Below are 17,774 nucleotides of genomic sequence, written 5' to 3' on the forward strand. Positions count from 1 at the left end.
CTTGTTGCACTCATTTCAGCTTTTGGAACGAGTCGGTTTACAATGAGTCGAACAGGGAGAGCTGGTTCTCTTCCGGCAGGCCATTCAACACACCGTTGGCATCCATGTATTCAATCACTGTTTTCGACACTTTCCCTCTTCTGGACAAATCTTCTTTTGAAAGGAAAGGTTGTTCTTTTCTGGCCGCGACAATTTGTTTTGCCACGTTCTCACCCAATGATGGAACGGCTCGGAATGGGGCAATCAACGAATCGCCTTCAATGATGAAGTCACTCGCCTCTGATTTTTCCAAATCCACCATCTTGAAGGTGAATCCGCGTTCCAACATCTCGTTTGCCAATTCCAACACCGTCAACAAGTTTTTCTCTTTCACACTCGCGTCCATGCCCTTGTCAGTGATTTCTTTCATCGCTGCTTTGACAGCTGTTTTTCCTTGCGCCATCGCCTGCAGGTCAAAATCCGATGCCCGGACAGAGAAATACGCCGCATAGTAATAAATCGGGTGGTGCACTTTGAAGTATGCCACCCGCAGTGCCATCAATACGTAAGCAGCCGCGTGAGCTTTCGGGAACATGTACTTGATTTTCAAACATGAATCAATGTACCACTCCGGAACGTTATGCGCCCGCATTTCTGCCTGCCACTCGTCTGGAATCCCTCTTCCTTTACGGACAAACTCCATGATTTTGAAGGCCAGGCTGTCATCCAGTCCTTTATGCTGCAAGTACACCATGATGTCATCCCGACAGCCGATCACTTCCGACAACGGGATGTTCTTTTCACGGATCAGTTCTTCCGCATTCCCCAAGTATACATCCGTCCCGTGTGAAAGGCCTGAAATTTGAAGCAGCTCCGCAAAGGTTTTTGGTTTTGTCTGCTCCAACATGCCCCGCACGAACCGTGTTCCAAATTCCGGCACTCCCAACGTTCCGACTTCCGAATTGATTTGTTCTGGGGTGACACCCAATACCTCTGTACCTTCGAACAGTTTCATGACTTCCGGGTCATCAGCCGGAATGGTCGTCGGGTCAATACCGGACAAATCTTGAAGTTTCCGGATCATGGTTGGATCATCGTGTCCCAGGATATCCAGTTTCAAGACGTTTTCGTCAATGGAGTGGAAATCAAAGTGCGTGGTCTTCCATTCGGCATTCTGATCATCGGCCGGATATTGAACCGGAGTGAAGTCATACACATCCATGTAATCAGGAATAACGATGATTCCGCCCGGGTGCTGCCCGGTGGTCCGTTTAACCCCCGTCAGCCCCTTCGCCAATCGATCGATTTCCGCTCCCCGATAATGCAGGTCGTTGTCCCGCTCATATGCTTTCACATACCCGAAAGCAGTCCTGTCGGCAATGGTACCGATTGTTCCCGCACGATAGACGTAATCTTCTCCGAACAACACTTTAGTATAATGGTGTGCTTTTGCCTGGTATTCACCTGAGAAGTTCAAATCGATATCCGGTACTTTATCGCCATTAAAGCCTAAGAACGTTTCAAATGGAATATCGTGTCCATCTTTTGCTAAGTTGGCTCCACATTTCGGACAGTCTTTTTCTGGCAAGTCATACCCCGATCCGATGGAACCGTCTGTGAAGAATTCGGAATATTGGCAGTCTGGACAACGGTAATGCGGCTGGAGCGGATTAACTTCTGTAATACCCGTCATCGTCGCTACGAAACTGGAGCCGACAGACCCCCGGGAACCAACCAAATAGCCATCTTCTAAACTTTTCTGCACTAATTTTTGAGAAATCAGATAAATAACCGAGAAGTTGTTCCCAATGATACTATCCAATTCTTTTTCCAGTCGTTTCTCGACAATTTCCGGTAACGGGTTCCCATACAACCGATGAGCCTCCCCATAACTCAAGTTACGGATTTCATCTTCGGAACCTTCAATCTTTGGTGCATACAGATCTTTTTTCACCGGAGAAATGCCGTCTTCAATCATGTCCACAACTTTCAGTGGATTGTCGACCACCACTTTTTCAGCACGTTCTTCGCCTAAAAAGCTGAACTCTTCCAACATTTCATTCGTCGTCCGCAAATGAGCTTCCGGAAGTCTGCCCTTTCTATAACTGTTGGACTTTTGAGTCTCCAACAGTATCTTTCTATAAACTGCATCTTCCGGATTCAAGTAATGGACATTTCCGGTGGCGACTACCGGTTTATCCAATTCTTCTCCAATTTTTACCAAGTTGGAAAGAATGTCTTCCAAATCTTTTTCGTTTTTCACCATTTCATTGTCCAACAATGGTAGGTAAACCGGCTTTGGCATGATTTCAATATAGTCATAATTTTTGGCGCGTTTTTTCGCTTCTTCGTAACCTTTTTGCATGATGGCCTCAAAGACTTCCCCTTCGCTGCAGGCTGTGCCGAGCAGCAGGCCTTTTCTGTGTTTGTTCAATTCAGAACGCGGAATGCGCGGGGTGCGGAAAAAGTATTGGACCGAAGAAAGAGAAATCAGTTTAAACAGGTTCTTCAGCCCTTCCTGCGTTTGGGCAAGAATCGTCGCATGGAAAGGACGGGCACGTTTGTATGCATCTCCTTCGCCCATGTAATCATTTAATTGTTCGTGGTTCGTGATTCCATATTCTTCTTCCGCTTCTTTCAAGAAAATCCAACACAAATGCGCCGTCGTTTCCGAGTCATAAATCGCCCGGTGGTGCTGTTCCAAGTGCACGCCGTACTTCTTCGCCAACGTATTCAAACGGTGGGATTTGTACTGGGGATGCAAGAACCGAGACAACTCCAAGGTATCGATGACCGGATTCGTGGACTCCGGCATCCCGTTCCGGGTCAACGCTTTGTTCAAGAACCCCATGTCGAAACTGGCATTGTGGGCAACCAGTATGGTTCCTTCTGCAAATTCCATGAATTCTTTCAGTACTTCTTTTTCAGGTTTCGATCCTCTTACCATATCGTCCGTGATACCGGTGAGGTTGATGGTTGTTTGAGAAAGGGGGTGTCCTGGATCGATGAATTCTTCAAACGTTCCAACGACGTTCCCTTTGTACATCTTCACACCGGCCAACTCAATGATTTTGTCATATATTGCCGACAATCCGGTTGTCTCCACGTCGAACACAACATACTCCGCATCGCTCAAGTCAATTGATGCAGGGTTGTATGCAATCGGCACCCCGTCGTCTACTACATATGCTTCCAAGCCGTACAGAATTTTTATGTCGTGTTTTTTCCCGGCTTGGTGGGCTTCCGGAAACGATTGAGCCGCTGCATGATCGGTGATGGCAAACGCCTTGTGTCCCCATTTGGCCGCTTGCGCAATCAGATCAGATGCAGAGTTGGTGGCATCCAGTTGACTCATGTTTGTGTGGGCGTGTAGTTCCACCCTTTTTTTCTCATTGATGCCGGTGTCTTTTCGTGTTTCGTGGGCCCATTCCATAATATCCTGGGCGTTGACGACCAAATCACGCATAAAGGAATCTTCCTGTACACTCCCGCGGACACGTACCCACATCCCTTTTTGAATGGCTCCAAAGGCTGCTTCGTCTTCTTGGTTATTGGAAAACTTTTTCACAGAAAAAGAAGAGGTATAGTCAGTTATTTTCATGATCAACAGCTTCCGTCCGGAACGCAGCTCGCGGATTTCCACATCGAATACATAGCCTTCCAACGTGACGCGCCGTTCTTCTTCCACGATGTCACGCATGCGCTTGACTTCTTCGGAAGCAGAAATCGAACGCCCGATAGCAACCGGACCTGAGTGGACCGCATCCTCTTTTTCTTTCCTGTCTTGCTCTGCTTTTTTCATGTTCTCCATTGCTCGTTGGGCAATCAATGCGTCTGCTTCTTCTTTTTTAGCTTGGAATTCTTTCAATCGTTTTTCATTAGCTTCTTCATCCACCATCGGTTGAATTCGGAATGGCGGGAAACCCATGTCTTGGTACGCTTGTTCCACAGCCGGGAAATACTGTTCTTGGAACGGCTGTTTCATGACCTCATTCTCTACGTAGAAGAGCACTTTGCCGTCTTTAAAAAACGGAAACTGTTCATTGAACGCTTTGTCACAAACCGGGGAAGTTACGCCGCTTTTCGCCACGGCTTTCGGCCAGTAACGCTCCAACTTTTCGGGTGTGAGAGAAGGGTTATCCGTCAACACCTGCAGGCTGACGTCTGCGATCGATTTAAATGAACGACGCATAGAGTCCTCCATCGTTTGATACAACTGAAATGGCAAAATATCTTCGAACCGCAGCGCAAAATGCCATCTTTTCGATTGCTTGTGTACAGTGACTGATTCGACTCTTCCCTTTTCTAGATAGGGTTGGATTTCCGGATCACGGTCTAATCCAATCTGTTCCATCAATTTCTGAAACAATTCCTCTTTGTTTAAGCTCATCCGAAATATCCTTTCTTGCTTATGATGAATAAAAAGGAGAACCGCAATGCAAATAAATCACATGCTGAACTCCTCTCTGCCTGGTTGCTTTATTCTTCCGCTGTGTTTAGTTTATTGGTTGTCCAATAGAAAACGAAGCGTGTTGATCAATTCATCTTTACGAACTTCCAACGTTTCGCCTGTTTTACGCAGAGTCACTTCCACAATGCCTTCTGCCGCTTTTTTCCCGATGGTCACCCGGATTGGCAGTCCCATCAAATCTGCATCGGCAAATTTGACCCCAGCCCGTTCGTTACGGTCATCCATCAATACGGTGAATTTATTGTCCTGCAAGGTGGAGTAAAGTTCTTCCGCCAATGCGCGTTGGTCTTCTTTTTTCATCTGAATCGGAACGAGGTGAATGTCGTACGGTGCAATGTCTTTTGGCCAGACAAGTCCTTTTTCATCTGCGTACTGTTCTGCAAGTGCAGACAACAGACGGCTGACGCCGATTCCGTAACTTCCCATGACCATCGGCACAGCTTTTCCATTTTGGTCAAGGATTGTCGCATTCATGGATTCGCTGTAGCGCGTACCCAATTTAAAGATGTGTCCAATTTCGATTCCGCGCGTGAAACGCAAGGTTCCTTTTCCGTCCGGAGAAGGTTCGCCTTCTTGGACGAATCGGATATCTTCAAAACTTTCAACCGTCATGTCTCGGTTCAAGTTCGCATTCACAAAGTGAGCATCTTTTTCGTTGGCTCCCGCCACCATGTTCTTCATGTCTTGGACATACAAGTCAGCTATCACACGAACATTTTCAGGTGCGCCTACTGGACTGATGTATCCCGGCTCTGTTTTCATGTATTCCACGGTTTCTTCGTCTGTCGCCATTTCGAGGGTTTCTGCTCCAAGGTAGTTGCGCAGTTTCACTTCGTTGACGTCATGATCCCCGCGTACAACGGCCAGAACCGGCTGTTCGTCTGCGATGAACAAAATGCTCTTCAAGATGTTGGACGCGTCAACTCCAAGGAAGTCTGCCACTTGGTCGATGGTTTTTGTGTCTGGAGTGGAAACTTTCTCCAATTCTTTTTCCGGATCATCACTTTTTTGTGGCGTATAAAGGCTGGTCGCCATTTCCAAGTTCGCGGCATAGTCGCTTTCATCAGAATAAACGACGGTGTCTTCTCCTGATTCGGACAAAGCCATAAATTCTTTGGAATCTTGACCGCCCATTGCCCCAGCATCTCCGATGATGGCACGGAACTCCAAATGAAGACGTTGGAAGATGTTTGTGTAGGCCTGTTCGAACTTTTTGTACGACACATCCAAATTCTCGTAACTGTCATCGAAAGAATACGCATCTTTCATCAAGAACTCGCGGCTCCGCATCAAGCCGAAGCGGGGACGTTTTTCGTCACGGAATTTTGTTTGGAATTGATACAAAATCAACGGCAAACGTTTATAAGAAGTGACCTCATTGCGAAGTAAGTTTGTGAACGCTTCTTCGTGAGTCGGTCCCAAAATGAAGTCTCGTCCGTGACGGTCTTTCAACTTGATCAATTCGGGTCCGTATGTTTCATACCGGCCGGATTCCAACCATAAGTCGGTTGGCAGCAACGTTGGCATCAACATTTCCACTGCATCAATCTTCTCGTGTTCTTCACGAATCACTGTTTTGATATTCTCCATGACGCGGGTCGCCAACGGCAAGTAAGTGTATACCCCACTGGTGACTTGGCGGATATATCCCGCCCGCAACAACAGCTGATGGCTTAGGATGTCCGCATCGCTAGGTGTTTCTCGTAAAGTCGGTGCAAAAAGTTTCGTTTGTCTCATTCTGTAGCTACTCCTTTATAGTCCATATGCATAACGATCACTCTTTTTTATCTTAGGAAAAATCGCTGAATGTCGTTCCAAGTGACAACCACCATCAACAGGAACAACAACCCTACGCCGATCAGCGTGATGATTCCTTCTTTTTCTTCGCTTAGGGGTTTTCCTCTTATTCCTTCAATGACGTTCAACAAAAGTTTCCCGCCATCCAAAGCAGGAACCGGCAGCAGATTGATGATACCCAGGTTGATGCTCAATACCGCCAACCAATTGAGTATGCCTGCTGCACCGGTCTGAACAACGGCCTCCGTGGTGGCGTAAATGGCCACCGGACCGCCAAACATGTCGACCGAAAATCCGCCTGTCACCATAGAAAGGAGAACAGAACCGATTTGTGTGATGATATTCCATGTTTGCGTGAATCCATAGCTGATTTTCGCAATAATGGAGGTTTCCATAGAGGCATTGACCCCAATCAATCCATACGTCTGCCCATCTTCCGTTGTATCGGCTTCCGGCACGACTGTCAATGTTTCAGTGGCCCCTTCTGGTTTTTGGACCTCCAAAGTCAGCTCTTCCTCCGGGTGCTCCTGGATGGTCAACACCATTTCTACCCAACTGTCCATTTTTTCTCCATCAATGGTCCGTATCAAGTCGCCCTCTTCCAGTCCTGCTGCTTCAGCGGGACTTCCGGGTTCCACTTTTCCAGCGCGCGGTTCATTGCTGATGATCCCCCCCTGAAGAAAAGCAATCAATATGAAGGTCACGATGGCCAACAATAAATTGTTTAAAGGCCCTGCAAAGTTTGTGAGCATCCTTTGAATCAATGGAGCCGATTGAAACTGACGGTCAATCGGCGCAATTTGAACCGTTGTTCCATCTTGCTCGATAACCAGCGCATCCCGATTGACTGGATAGCGTACGGTTTGATCAATTTCACTTCTTTGACGGCCTTCAATGAAGAGCTCTCTTTCTAAATCAAAAGACGTTACTTCCAAAGGAACAGCATCTGCCAATTGTTTTTTACTGTACAAGTTGATGACGGACACATGTCCTGCATCATCCAGCTTAACTGTGACCGGCATTCCGGGACGGATGTCGGTTTCTTCTTCGTAGCCAGCCATCCGCACGTATCCACCTAAAGGGAGCAAACGAATAGTATATGTCGTCTCGCCTTTTCGGTGAGCAAAAATTTTCGGTCCAAATCCCACTGAAAATTCGCGAACCAAGATTCCCGCTTTCTTCGCAAAATAATAATGTCCCAATTCATGAATCACGACCAGTGTACCGAATACTGCTATGAAAGTTAGTATCGTTGTCAGAAGAGGTTCCTCCTTTTCATAAGAACAACGAAACAAGCATACTGGAACCTGCAAACAAAGTACATGTTTGCAGGACAATGCTCGTTACGTCAAGTTTCTCTCAAGAATGGTGCTGTTTAGACCACGTTGATTACCGATATTAAGACCATGACAAAAATTAAACTGTCAAACCGGTCCAAAATTCCTCCGTGTCCGGGGAGCAGGCTGCCCGAGTCTTTTACGCCGTAGTGACGTTTGATGGCAGATTCCACCAAGTCGCCCAGTTGACCAGCAACGGATACAACAGCCGCCAGTGCCAGCATTGTCCAAAACGGCAACCCTGTGTTCACTAAAGTCAAGTAAAGAGCTGCCACCAGCATCGCAACTGCAACGCCGCCCAACGATCCCTCCACTGTCTTATTCGGGCTGATGGCAGGAGCCAATTTCTTCTTTCCAATTTTTCTGCCTATCAAATAAGCGCCCGAGTCGGTTGCCCAGATGACAAACAAAATTAAAAAGAGCAAGTGAATATTCCGCTCTCTAAGTAACGTAAATGCATGGAAGCCTGTGCCAACATACAACATGCCCATCAAAGAGACAGAAACGTCTTCCACATCATAGTCTTGCTTGGAAAAAAGCAGATAAACAAATAAAAGCAACACTATTCCAAGAACCCCATCGTACAACGACCAGTGGTCTGAAACCATCGGGAACAAGCGATGAGAAAACACAATCATCGCAACACCCAAGTAAGAAAGGAGTGCCCCGAGAGAATACGGTTGAATGGATTTTATTTTTATTAGTTCGTACATACCTATAATTGCCAGCACAGCCAGTAATATTTCCAGTGGCCACGAGCCGATAAGCAAAAAAGGGATGAAAAAGAGTAACGCAAAAACGGTAGTGATAATACGCTGATTCATTTTTCTCCTCCTGTCACGCTTCCGTTATAATCCGCCAAATCGCCGGCTCCTCTGTTGGAAGCTGCTCAAGGCTTCATCAAACACATCGCCATTAAACTCAGGCCATGCCAAGTTTGAAAAATAAAACTCACTGTAAGCGTTCTGCCATAATAAAAAGTTACTGAGCCGTTGTTCTCCGCTGCTTCGGATCATCAAATCCACTTCCTGATAGGGCGTAACAGAAGATGCTGTCAACAAATGGTCCTCAAATGTAGCCTCATCAATATCTGACACGTTTAAGCGGCCACTTTTTACCAACTGGGCAATTTCTTTGGTGGCATTCACAATTTCCGCTCTTCCGCCGTAGTTCAACGCGAAATTTAAAATCATCCCATCGTTGTCTTTCGTTTGTTCAACCGCTTTTTCAACGGCTTTCCGTGTGGGTCCAGGTATTTTCCCTTTGAATCCTGTAACCGTGACACGGATGTTGTTCTTCAATAGTTCCGGCATGAACACATCAAAAAAATCAATCGGCAGTTTCATGAGAAAACGGATCTCATCCAACGGCCTTTTCCAGTTTTCAGTGGAAAAGGCAAACAGTGTTAATACTTTGACGCCTCTTTCACTGGCACGGACAGCCACTCTTCTGACTGCCTCCATGCCTTCTTTATGTCCTTCTGTTCTGGGAAGGTTTCTCTTTTGTGCCCATCTCCCGTTTCCGTCCATAATGACAGCCACGTGTTTGGGAATCGGTCCTTCCATAGATACAGGTGTTCGTTCGTCGTTCACTTTATAACCCCCGTTACTGAGTCTGCACTTCTCTCATTGTAGCAAAAAACCATGAGAATGCCTATACGAAATCTTTATTTTGGTGAAGGAGGAAGTGAAGCCTTTTGCACTACTTTCTCCCTTTATGTACCCGTCAATCCGCAAGCGTTCCATTCCTGCTCCCCGAAATACCTATGTTATAATAAAATTCATAAGAAAGTCTTAGGAAGGAGGATATCAGTATGAAAAGAAGAATCAAACGATACATTATCGGTCTTATTGTCACAGCCATTGTAACCAAAGTGGTCAATATGCTCTTTGGAGAAGATGAACAGACCGCTTAATAACCGAATCATTCCCATAAAAAAGCGAAGGACTTGCGGCCGTTGCCGGGGTCCTTCGCTTTTTTAATCTAATTCGATTAAATGTCCAAAATTTCTTTTTCTTTCTCTTCGGCGATTTTATCAATGTTTGCAACGCTGTCGTCCGTCAATTTCTGAACATCTTTTTCATAGCGGCGCAAATCATCTTCTGTGATTTCTCCGCTTTTTTCTTCTTTCTTCAATTGGTCCATCGCATCCCGGCGGATGTTACGAACAGCAATTTTTGCGTTTTCAGCTTCTTTGCCTACTTGTTTCGCAATTTCTTTTCTGCGTTCTTCTGTCAATGGAGGAATCGCCAAACGAATGACACTTCCGTCGTTTGCTGGAGTAATGCCCAAATCGCTTCTTTGGATCGCTTTTTCAATTTCAGAGATGGAGCTCTTGTCGTATGGAGTAACCATCAACAAACGCGCTTCCGGCACAGAGATTTGCGCCAATTGGTTCAATGGCGTCATGACTCCGTAATACTCTACATCGATGCGGTTCAACAAACTAGGGTTGGCGTTTCCGGCACGGATTCCTGCCAATTCGCGTCTCAACGCTTGTTCCGCTTTCTCCATTTTTGTTTTTGTGTCTTTTAACAATGCATCACTCATATTTTTTCCCCCTCACTGTAGTTCCAATCACTTCACCCATTGCCACACGCTTGATGTTTCCGGATTGATTGAGATTAAATACGACCAACGGGATGTCGTTGTCCATACTCAATGAACTGGCTGTCGTATCCATGACCCGCAATCCTTTACTGATAAGGTCCAAATGAGTCAATTCGTCGAATTTAACTGCGTTGGTGTCTAGCTTCGGATCTGCTGAGTATACACCATCTACATTGTTTTTAGCCATCATGATGACATCTGCTTCAATCTCAGCTGCACGCAAAGCTGCAGTGGTATCCGTAGAGAAGTACGGGTTCCCGGTTCCGCCGGCAAAAATGACTACACGTCCTTTTTCCAAGTGACGGACAGCTTTTCTGCGAATATACGGTTCTGCGATTTGGCGCATTTCGATGGAAGTTTGAACTCGGGTCGGCACATCTATGTTCTCCAAGCAGTCTTGCAACGCAAGTGCATTCATCACCGTTGCGAGCATACCCATGTAATCAGCTTGTGCCCGCTCCATGCCCATCTCAGAGCCGACCTGGCCTCTCCAGATGTTTCCTCCACCGACGACAATAGCGATTTCTATTCCCAATCCATGAACTTCTTTGATTTCATCACAGATTTTTTTGATCGTTGGTGGATGGATTCCAAATCCACCTTCACCTGCTAGAGCTTCGCCGCTCAATTTCAATACGACGCGCTTATATTTTGGTTGAGTCATTTTTTCCCTCCATCAATCCATTACAGTCTCAGTTTATCATATTCCTAAAAAAAAGGAACGCATCTTACTGCGTTCCTGATTCCGTTTCTGGCGGAACTTATTTTTTCAATTGGTTTTGTACTTCTTCTGCGAAGTTTTCTTGGCGTTTTTCGATTCCTTCGCCCACTTCGTAACGAGTGAATGCTTTGATGGAAGCACCGTTTTCTTTCAAGTATTGACCAACTGTTACATCAGGGTTCTTAACGTATGGTTGGTCTACCAAGCTGATTTCAGCCAACCATTTGTTCAAGCGGCCTTGAACCATTTTTTCGATGATTTTTTCAGGCTTGCCTTCGTTTTTCGCTTGTTCTTTCAAGATTTCCAACTCATGGTCAAGTTCTTCTTGAGGAACTTCGTCACGAGTGATGTAACGAGGGTTGATGGCAGCGATGTGCATTGCAACGTTACGTGCAATTTCTACATCTTCTGTTCCGTCAAGAACAGTAAGAACCGCAATACGTCCGCCCATGTGTTTGTAATCACCAAATACTTGGTTGTCTTCTTTTTCAACAATCAAGAAACGACGCAAAGTGATTTTTTCACCGATGGTTGTAGTCGCTTCTGTGATTTCAGAAGCAATTGTTCCATCGTTCATTTTAACATCGTTTGCAGCTTCAACATCCGCAGGTTTTTCAGTTGCGATTGCTTTAGTGATGTCTTGTACCAATGTTTGGAATTGTTTGTTTTTCGCTACAAAGTCAGTTTCAGCATTGATTTCTGCGATAACTGCAGTGTTTCCGTTCACGTGGATGTCAGCCAAACCTTCTGCAGCGATACGGTCAGCTTTTTTAGCCGCTTTGGATACGCCTTTTTCTCTCAAAAAGTCGACTGCCGCGTCCATGTCCCCGTCTGTTTCAACAAGAGCTTTTTTCGCGTCCATCATTCCCACGCCTGTTTTGTCGCGCAATTCTTTTACTTGTGCAGCTGAAATTTTAGCCATTTTGTTTCCTCCTATAGGTATAATGTAGAACACTTTATTGCTTAAGAAAAACGTTCTGCGCAAGAGCACGTAAAAAACTGAAACGTCCTTTTCTTACGCGTTGAACAGATTTTACAATTTCTTATATTCTATAGAAAAAGCTGCCTCGTTAACGGAGGCATAAGACCGGAGCATCAGAATGTTCAGCCTGTTCCGCCATCTTCAAGACAGCCTAATAGTTTTATTATTCTTCGTTGTCGCCTTCAACAACTTCAACGATTTCTTCAAGGGATTCAGATTGAGCTGCTTCTTCGTTATCTGCGCCTTGGTTTCCTTCGATGAATGCGTCAGCCATTTTAGAAGTCAACAATTTGACTGCACGAATAGCGTCGTCGTTTGATGGGATGATGACATCAACTTCGTCTGGGTCGCAGTTTGTGTCAACCATTGCAACGATTGGAATGTTCAATTTTTGTGCTTCTTTAATTGCGATACGTTCTTTACGAGGGTCTACCACAAACATAACATCTGGAATACCAGGCATGTCTTTGATTCCGCCCAAGAATTTTTCTAAACGGTCGCGTTCTTTGATCAAAAGACCTACTTCTTTTTTAGGAAGAACTTCGAAAGTTCCGTCTTCTTCCATTTTCTCGATTTGTTTCAAACGAGAAATACGTTTTTGGATTGTGTCCCAGTTTGTCAAAGTACCGCCCAACCAACGGTGGTTTACGTAGTACTGACCAGAACGAATTGCTTCTTCTTTGATGGATTCTTGTGCTTGTTTTTTCGTACCTACAAACAAGACTGTTCCACCGTTTGCTGCGATATCACGCATGTATTTGTATGCTTGGTCGATCATACGAACGGTTTTTTGCAAGTCGATGATGTAAATACCGTTCCGTTCTGTAAAGATATAAGGTTTCATTTTCGGGTTCCAACGACGTGTTTGGTGTCCGAAATGTACACCTGACTCAAGCAATTGCTTCATTGTTACTACTGCCATTTTTCTTTCCTCCAATTTGGTTTTTATTTTCCCTCCCCTGATTTCTGCTGTATGGAAACTTGCACCTTGCAAGCACCGTCCATTACATCCATCAAGGTGTGAAATAAGTGCTCTTCGCACCGTTTGTAATTATACAGAAGGTTTTCGACAATTGCAAGAACAAAACATCAAAAAATTCTTATTGAAAAAGAAAAACTGTTGCCAAAAAGTTTACGTTGCCGCATACTATTACATGATGAAGCAAGGAAAATCTTCTCTTATCCGCTTCATTCATAAACGTCAAACTGCTGAACGATGTTGAAGAATCAATACTTCGTTAAGCGATGTGGAGGGTAATAACGTGTTTTATTCTATTGTCAGAGGGATTATTCGAATATTTGTCTATATCCTGAATGGAAAACCTGAAGTTCAAAACAGAGAAGTGGTACCAAAAGATGAGAATTACATCTTGGCCTCCCCTCACCGGACTTGGTTGGATCCGGTCTTTCTAGCTTTGGCCGCCAGCCCGGAACAATTCAGTTTTATGGCAAAAAAAGAGCTATTTAAAAATCCTCTTTTGCGTCGGCTGATCATGAAGATGAACGCTTTTCCAGTTGACCGGAAGAATCCGGGACCAAGCGCCATTAAAACACCAGTAAAAATTTTGAAAGAAGGAAAACTGGGTCTGGTTATTTTCCCAACCGGCTCCCGTCATTCTTCCGAATTGAAAGGCGGCACATTGACCATTGCCAAATTGAGCGGCAAACCGATTGTACCCGCTGTTTACTCGGGACCTAAGACATTCAAAGAACTGCTTCAGCGAAAAAAAGCAGTGGTCAGATTCGGTGAACCGCTGGTGGTTGAACGGAAAACGCGTTTGAACGATGAAACAGCCAAACAATACGGGGACTTACTGCAGTCACGTTTTGACACCATCGATAAAGAACTTGGCCAACAGTAAAAAAACGCCTCACAGAAAAAATCTGTGAGGCGTTTTTTTAACTGTATGACGGTTCAGGGTCTCCTGTTTGGAGTCCCAGATTTTGCAGCTCATACATATCTTTGTAGACGCCGCCTTTTCCAATCAATTCGTCATGCGTGCCGCGTTCGATGATTTTCCCTTTATCCAGAACCAGAATCAAATCAGCGTCCCGGATAGTGGACAAACGGTGTGCGATGGCGATCGTTGTCCGGCCTCTCCGCATTTTTGCCAATCCAGCCTGAATCAGTGCTTCAGTTTCTGTATCGATGTTTGCTGTCGCTTCATCCAAAATCAAAATCTTCGGATCTTTTACGATAGTCCTAGCAAATGAAATCAACTGCTTTTGCCCGCTTGAATAACCCGCTCCCCTTTCAACGACACGCGCATCATATTTATCCGGAAGCTGTTCAATGAATTGATCCGCTTGAACAAAACGAGCGGCGTCCACGATTTCTTTGTCTGAAATGGAATCGTCTTTCAAACGAATGTTGTCTTTGATGGTCCCGTAAAACAAAAAGGAATCTTGCAGGACGAGTCCCATCTTTGTGCGCAGCTCTTCGATCGGATACTCCCGTATGGATTTTCCATCGATCAACACATCGCCTTTTTGGAATTCGTAAAAGCGCATCAGCACATTAATGATGGAGCTCTTTCCACTTCCTGTATGCCCCACCAGAGCGACTGTTTCTCCTGGCTCAGCGGTGAAACTGATATCATCCAAGACGTTGTTTTCTCCATCGTAAGAAAACGACACATTCTTAAATTCGATTTTTCCGTTTTGAATGGTTGCGTCTTCCACATTATGTTGTTCCGGAACATATTCTTCCGTATCCAACACTTTCAAGATGCGCGCGCTGGAAATCAACCCGTCTTGGAACAAGCTGAGGCTGTCCATCAGTCGAGTCAAGGGACGGAAGAAGTTGTTGGCATACGAAGTAAAGGCGTAAATGACCCCCACTTCCACTGGACCGACCAGTGCCTCCCGCCCGAAAATCCATAGAATCACCACAATGGACAATGTATAAAGCATATTGATAATCGGACTTAATAACAATGCATTAATTTTTGTCATCGAAAAATGCGCGTCGAAATACTCTTGGTTGGTTTTTTCAAATTCTTTTTGCAACCGTCTTTCCTGCCTGAACTGCTGAATGACGGACATGCCGTTGATGGACTCAGCGAGCTTTGAGTTCAATTGGCTGTTCTTCTCTTTCATTTCTTGATATGTCCGTGAGCTGTATATTTGATAGATGTTTGTCACGATGACCAAGACCGGAACAAACAGCAATATCCACAACGTCACTTCAATGTCCAGCAGGAACATCGCTCCCAAAGAAGTGATGAGACCGAATGCGCTTTGAAGAATCGTCAAAAACACATTCCAGAAGTCTTTCATCGCTTCTGTGTCATTCGTCACCCGCGTGACAATCCATCCCGCAGAAGTTTGGTCAAAGAAGCGCATGCCCAGTTGATGGATTTTTGTGAAAATATGTTCACGGATATTTTGGACGGTCTTTTCAGAAGCCATATTAAACAAATACAAGTTGAAGTACCACACAATTCCTTTAACGATGGTTCCTGCCAAGTACAGTGAAGCAAACAATATTAAAATGCCGGTGGTTGCTTCCCGTGGTGTCAAATAGTCATCGATGAACACTTGGATAATTCTTGGCAAAACGGCGTTAATCACTGCCAACAGGATACCGAAAAAGATACCCCAGAAAAATTGCCATTTGTAAGGACCGGAAAAAGAAATGATTCTTTTGAGGACCGTTGCCTGTTCTTTCAAAGGAATCGAATGATAGTTTGTTTGTTTTTGTTCCATCTTCATTCAACTCCTTTCAATTTGCGTTCAAGCTGTTGCTGTTCATACATGTCTTTATACCAACCGTCGTTTTCCAGCAGTTCGGCATGTGTCCCTCGTTCCACAATCCGTCCTTCATCGAGTACAATGATTTCTTCCGCATGCATCACACTGCTGATGCGGTGGGCAGCGATAATGGTTGTTTGATCCTCCCGTTCCCTCTTCAAACCGGATAAAATGGCTTCTTCTGTTTCGGCATCCACCGCCGAAAGGGAATCGTCTAAAATAAGCAATTCAGGATTTACAATCAAAGCCCGCGCAATGGAAATCCGTTGTTTTTGACCACCGGACAACGACACGCCGCGTTCTCCAACGGCTGTATCATAGCCATCCGGGAAAGCAAGTATATCGTCATGGATGGCGGTCAGTTTCGCTGCGTGCTCCACTTCTTCTTGACTCAAATCGGGATTCGCGAAACGGATATTTTCTCTGATAGTGGTAGAGAACAAGTAGTTGTCCTGTGGAACATAGCCGACTTGTTTCAGCAGTCCATCCAGCGTGTATTCCCGGATATCCTGCCCTCCGATTTTGATCACTCCGTCGTAATTGTCATATTCTCTCAACAGCAGCCTGAACAGTGTCGTTTTACCGGCGCCTGTTTTTCCGACTACACCAAGCGTATGCCCTTTTTTCAAGTTGAACACGATGTCTGAGAGCGCAGGTGTTTCGCTTTCTGGATAACGGAACTCCTTGACAGCGTATTGAATATCTCCTTCAGCCGCTTTATCCGTTGCTCCTTGGATTTCCACAATCGAAGTCTCTTCTTTCATCAATTGTTCGATACGGTCATAACTTGCGCTTCCTCTTTCCAGAATATTAAACAACCGTCCTACCGCCATCATCGGCCATACAAGCATGGTGATGTAGTTGATGAATGTAACAAAATCCCCGATAGTGATTTCATTTGCCGTTACCAACGCCCCTCCGACCAAGATAGACAGAACGTAGGATAAACCGATAATCAGCGTGATAGCCGGGTCGAACAATGAATCAATTTTATAAACCCGGTTGTTTTCTTTTACAACATGATTGGTTTGTTCATTGAATTCTTCAATGTCTTCTTTTTCTTGTCCAAAGGTTTTGATCACTTTGACACCTTGGATGCTCTCTTGCACTTTATCGTTCAGCGAAGAAAATGCGGCCTGTGCGCTTCGGAAACGGGAATGCAGTTGCTTTCCCAATATTCTGGAGACAATCGCTAAAAACGGCATCGGCAAGATTGCCACAAGAGTCAAGCGCCAATCCACCACAAAAACCATCGCTAAAATGGTCGTTATGCCGACACTCAGCGTATCTGCAATCATCAAGATGCCTCCGCCCGCCACCATCCGTAACCCTCTTAAGTCGTTGGTGGCATGAGCCATCAAATCACCTGTCCGGTACTTTTGGAAAAATTCGTTGTCCATTTTTGTAAAGTGGTTAAATAGACGCTGACGGACAATCTTTTCCAACCGTGCAGCATTTCCCCAAATTCGTACGCGCCACACGTACCGCAGCAAATATTGACTGATTGCTACTGCTGCAAGCAATCCCAGCCACATCATCAATGAGCGGCTGGTAAGTATTCCTGTTTCAATTTCATCCACAACAATCCCAATGATACGAGGGGGTATCAAATTGAGCAATGCTACGATAAATAATGTAATCACTCCGATAATATATGATTTCTTTTCTTGTTTAAAAAACCATCCAAGTTTCTTAAATATTCCCATTGCTCTTCTCTCACCCACATTCTTTATATAAAAAAGCGGCCTAAACTTTTACCGCTCATCGTTCTTGTTTATTTCGTTTGTCAAATTAAGCTAGAAATAATTTAAACCTGATACATTCTCCAGAAAGACCTCCAACGGGGTCTTATAGTTTAAAGATTTTCTAGGTATTTTATTCCTTCGGATTGCGACAGAAGAAATAAATTGTTGATCGACTTCGTTGAAGCCCATTTGTTTAGGTAACCCATCTTTACGTAAGAGACCGTTTGAATGTTCATTTAGTCCGCGTTGAGAGGGACAGCCTGGATCCGCAAAGAAAATAGAAATATCTTGTTGATTACTTAAGTTTTTCCAATTGGAAAATTCCTTGCCACAATCAAATGTAATCGACTTAAATATATTCTTTGGTAGCTGCTTAAAC

13 protein-coding genes are annotated in these 17,774 nt (G+C 44.8%); 1 reads left to right on the forward strand and 12 read right to left on the reverse strand.

The annotated features are described in order from the left end of the window. Window positions 1–37 precede the first annotated feature (37 nt). From G470_RS0103290 to rpsB, 9 genes are all read right to left on the reverse strand, one after another. Window positions 38–4,369: a PolC-type DNA polymerase III gene (locus G470_RS0103290; protein ID WP_028273587.1), complete on the reverse strand. Its 4,332-nt coding sequence runs from the start codon at window positions 4,367–4,369 to the stop codon at window positions 38–40. 111 nt (window positions 4,370–4,480) lie between these two features. Beyond that, on the reverse strand, window positions 4,481–6,187 hold the full coding sequence (locus G470_RS0103295; protein ID WP_028273588.1) for a proline--tRNA ligase: 1,707 nt from the start codon (window positions 6,185–6,187) through the stop codon (window positions 4,481–4,483). A gap of 47 nt (window positions 6,188–6,234) precedes the next feature. Further along, complete coding sequence (rseP, locus tag G470_RS0103300; protein ID WP_028273589.1) at window positions 6,235–7,506, reverse strand: RIP metalloprotease RseP; 1,272 nt, start codon at window positions 7,504–7,506, stop codon at window positions 6,235–6,237. Window positions 7,507–7,622: 116 nt separating this feature from the next. After that, entirely contained in the window at window positions 7,623–8,408 is a 786-nt protein-coding gene (locus G470_RS0103305) for a phosphatidate cytidylyltransferase (RefSeq protein ID WP_028273590.1), read from the reverse strand. 24 nt (window positions 8,409–8,432) lie between these two features. After that, on the reverse strand, window positions 8,433–9,149 hold the full coding sequence (locus G470_RS0103310; RefSeq protein ID WP_051258396.1) for an isoprenyl transferase: 717 nt from the start codon (window positions 9,147–9,149) through the stop codon (window positions 8,433–8,435). 427 nt (window positions 9,150–9,576) lie between these two features. Next, window positions 9,577–10,134 carry a ribosome recycling factor gene (gene frr / locus G470_RS0103320; RefSeq protein ID WP_028273592.1) on the reverse strand — a complete coding sequence of 186 codons (558 nt, stop codon included), beginning with the start codon at window positions 10,132–10,134 and terminating at the stop codon, window positions 9,577–9,579. Continuing rightward, complete coding sequence (pyrH, locus tag G470_RS0103325; protein ID WP_028273593.1) at window positions 10,127–10,858, reverse strand: UMP kinase; 732 nt, start codon at window positions 10,856–10,858, stop codon at window positions 10,127–10,129. The genes frr and pyrH overlap by 8 nt, the downstream gene beginning before the upstream one ends. A gap of 97 nt (window positions 10,859–10,955) precedes the next feature. After that, window positions 10,956–11,837, reverse strand: a complete 882-nt coding sequence (gene tsf, locus G470_RS0103330) for a translation elongation factor Ts (protein ID WP_028273594.1) — start codon at window positions 11,835–11,837, stop codon at window positions 10,956–10,958. A gap of 223 nt (window positions 11,838–12,060) precedes the next feature. Next, entirely contained in the window at window positions 12,061–12,819 is a 759-nt protein-coding gene (rpsB, locus tag G470_RS0103335) for a 30S ribosomal protein S2 (RefSeq protein WP_028273595.1), read from the reverse strand. A 340-nt stretch (window positions 12,820–13,159) separates the two neighbouring features. On the opposite strand from rpsB, the gene G470_RS0103345 reads away from it, so the two are divergent. Then, window positions 13,160–13,759, forward strand: a complete 600-nt coding sequence (locus tag G470_RS0103345; protein WP_028273596.1) for a lysophospholipid acyltransferase family protein — start codon at window positions 13,160–13,162, stop codon at window positions 13,757–13,759. Window positions 13,760–13,796: 37 nt separating this feature from the next. Here G470_RS0103345 and G470_RS0103350 read toward each other — a convergent pair whose 3' ends face one another. The 3 genes from G470_RS0103350 to G470_RS0103360 form a co-directional block, all read right to left on the reverse strand. After that, window positions 13,797–15,605 carry an ABC transporter ATP-binding protein gene (locus G470_RS0103350; RefSeq protein WP_028273597.1) on the reverse strand — a complete coding sequence of 603 codons (1,809 nt, stop codon included), beginning with the start codon at window positions 15,603–15,605 and terminating at the stop codon, window positions 13,797–13,799. A 2-nt stretch (window positions 15,606–15,607) separates the two neighbouring features. Next, window positions 15,608–17,356: an ABC transporter ATP-binding protein gene (locus G470_RS0103355; RefSeq protein ID WP_028273598.1), complete on the reverse strand. Its 1,749-nt coding sequence runs from the start codon at window positions 17,354–17,356 to the stop codon at window positions 15,608–15,610. Between the two features lie 90 nt (window positions 17,357–17,446). Further along, window positions 17,447–17,774: IS30 family transposase (locus G470_RS0103360; RefSeq protein WP_028273599.1), on the reverse strand; the 328-nt coding region annotated here is incomplete at its 5' end.

This window comes from Atopococcus tabaci DSM 17538 (assembly GCF_000429585.1).
GTDB classification, from domain to species: Bacteria; Bacillota; Bacilli; order Lactobacillales; family Carnobacteriaceae_A; genus Atopococcus; species Atopococcus tabaci.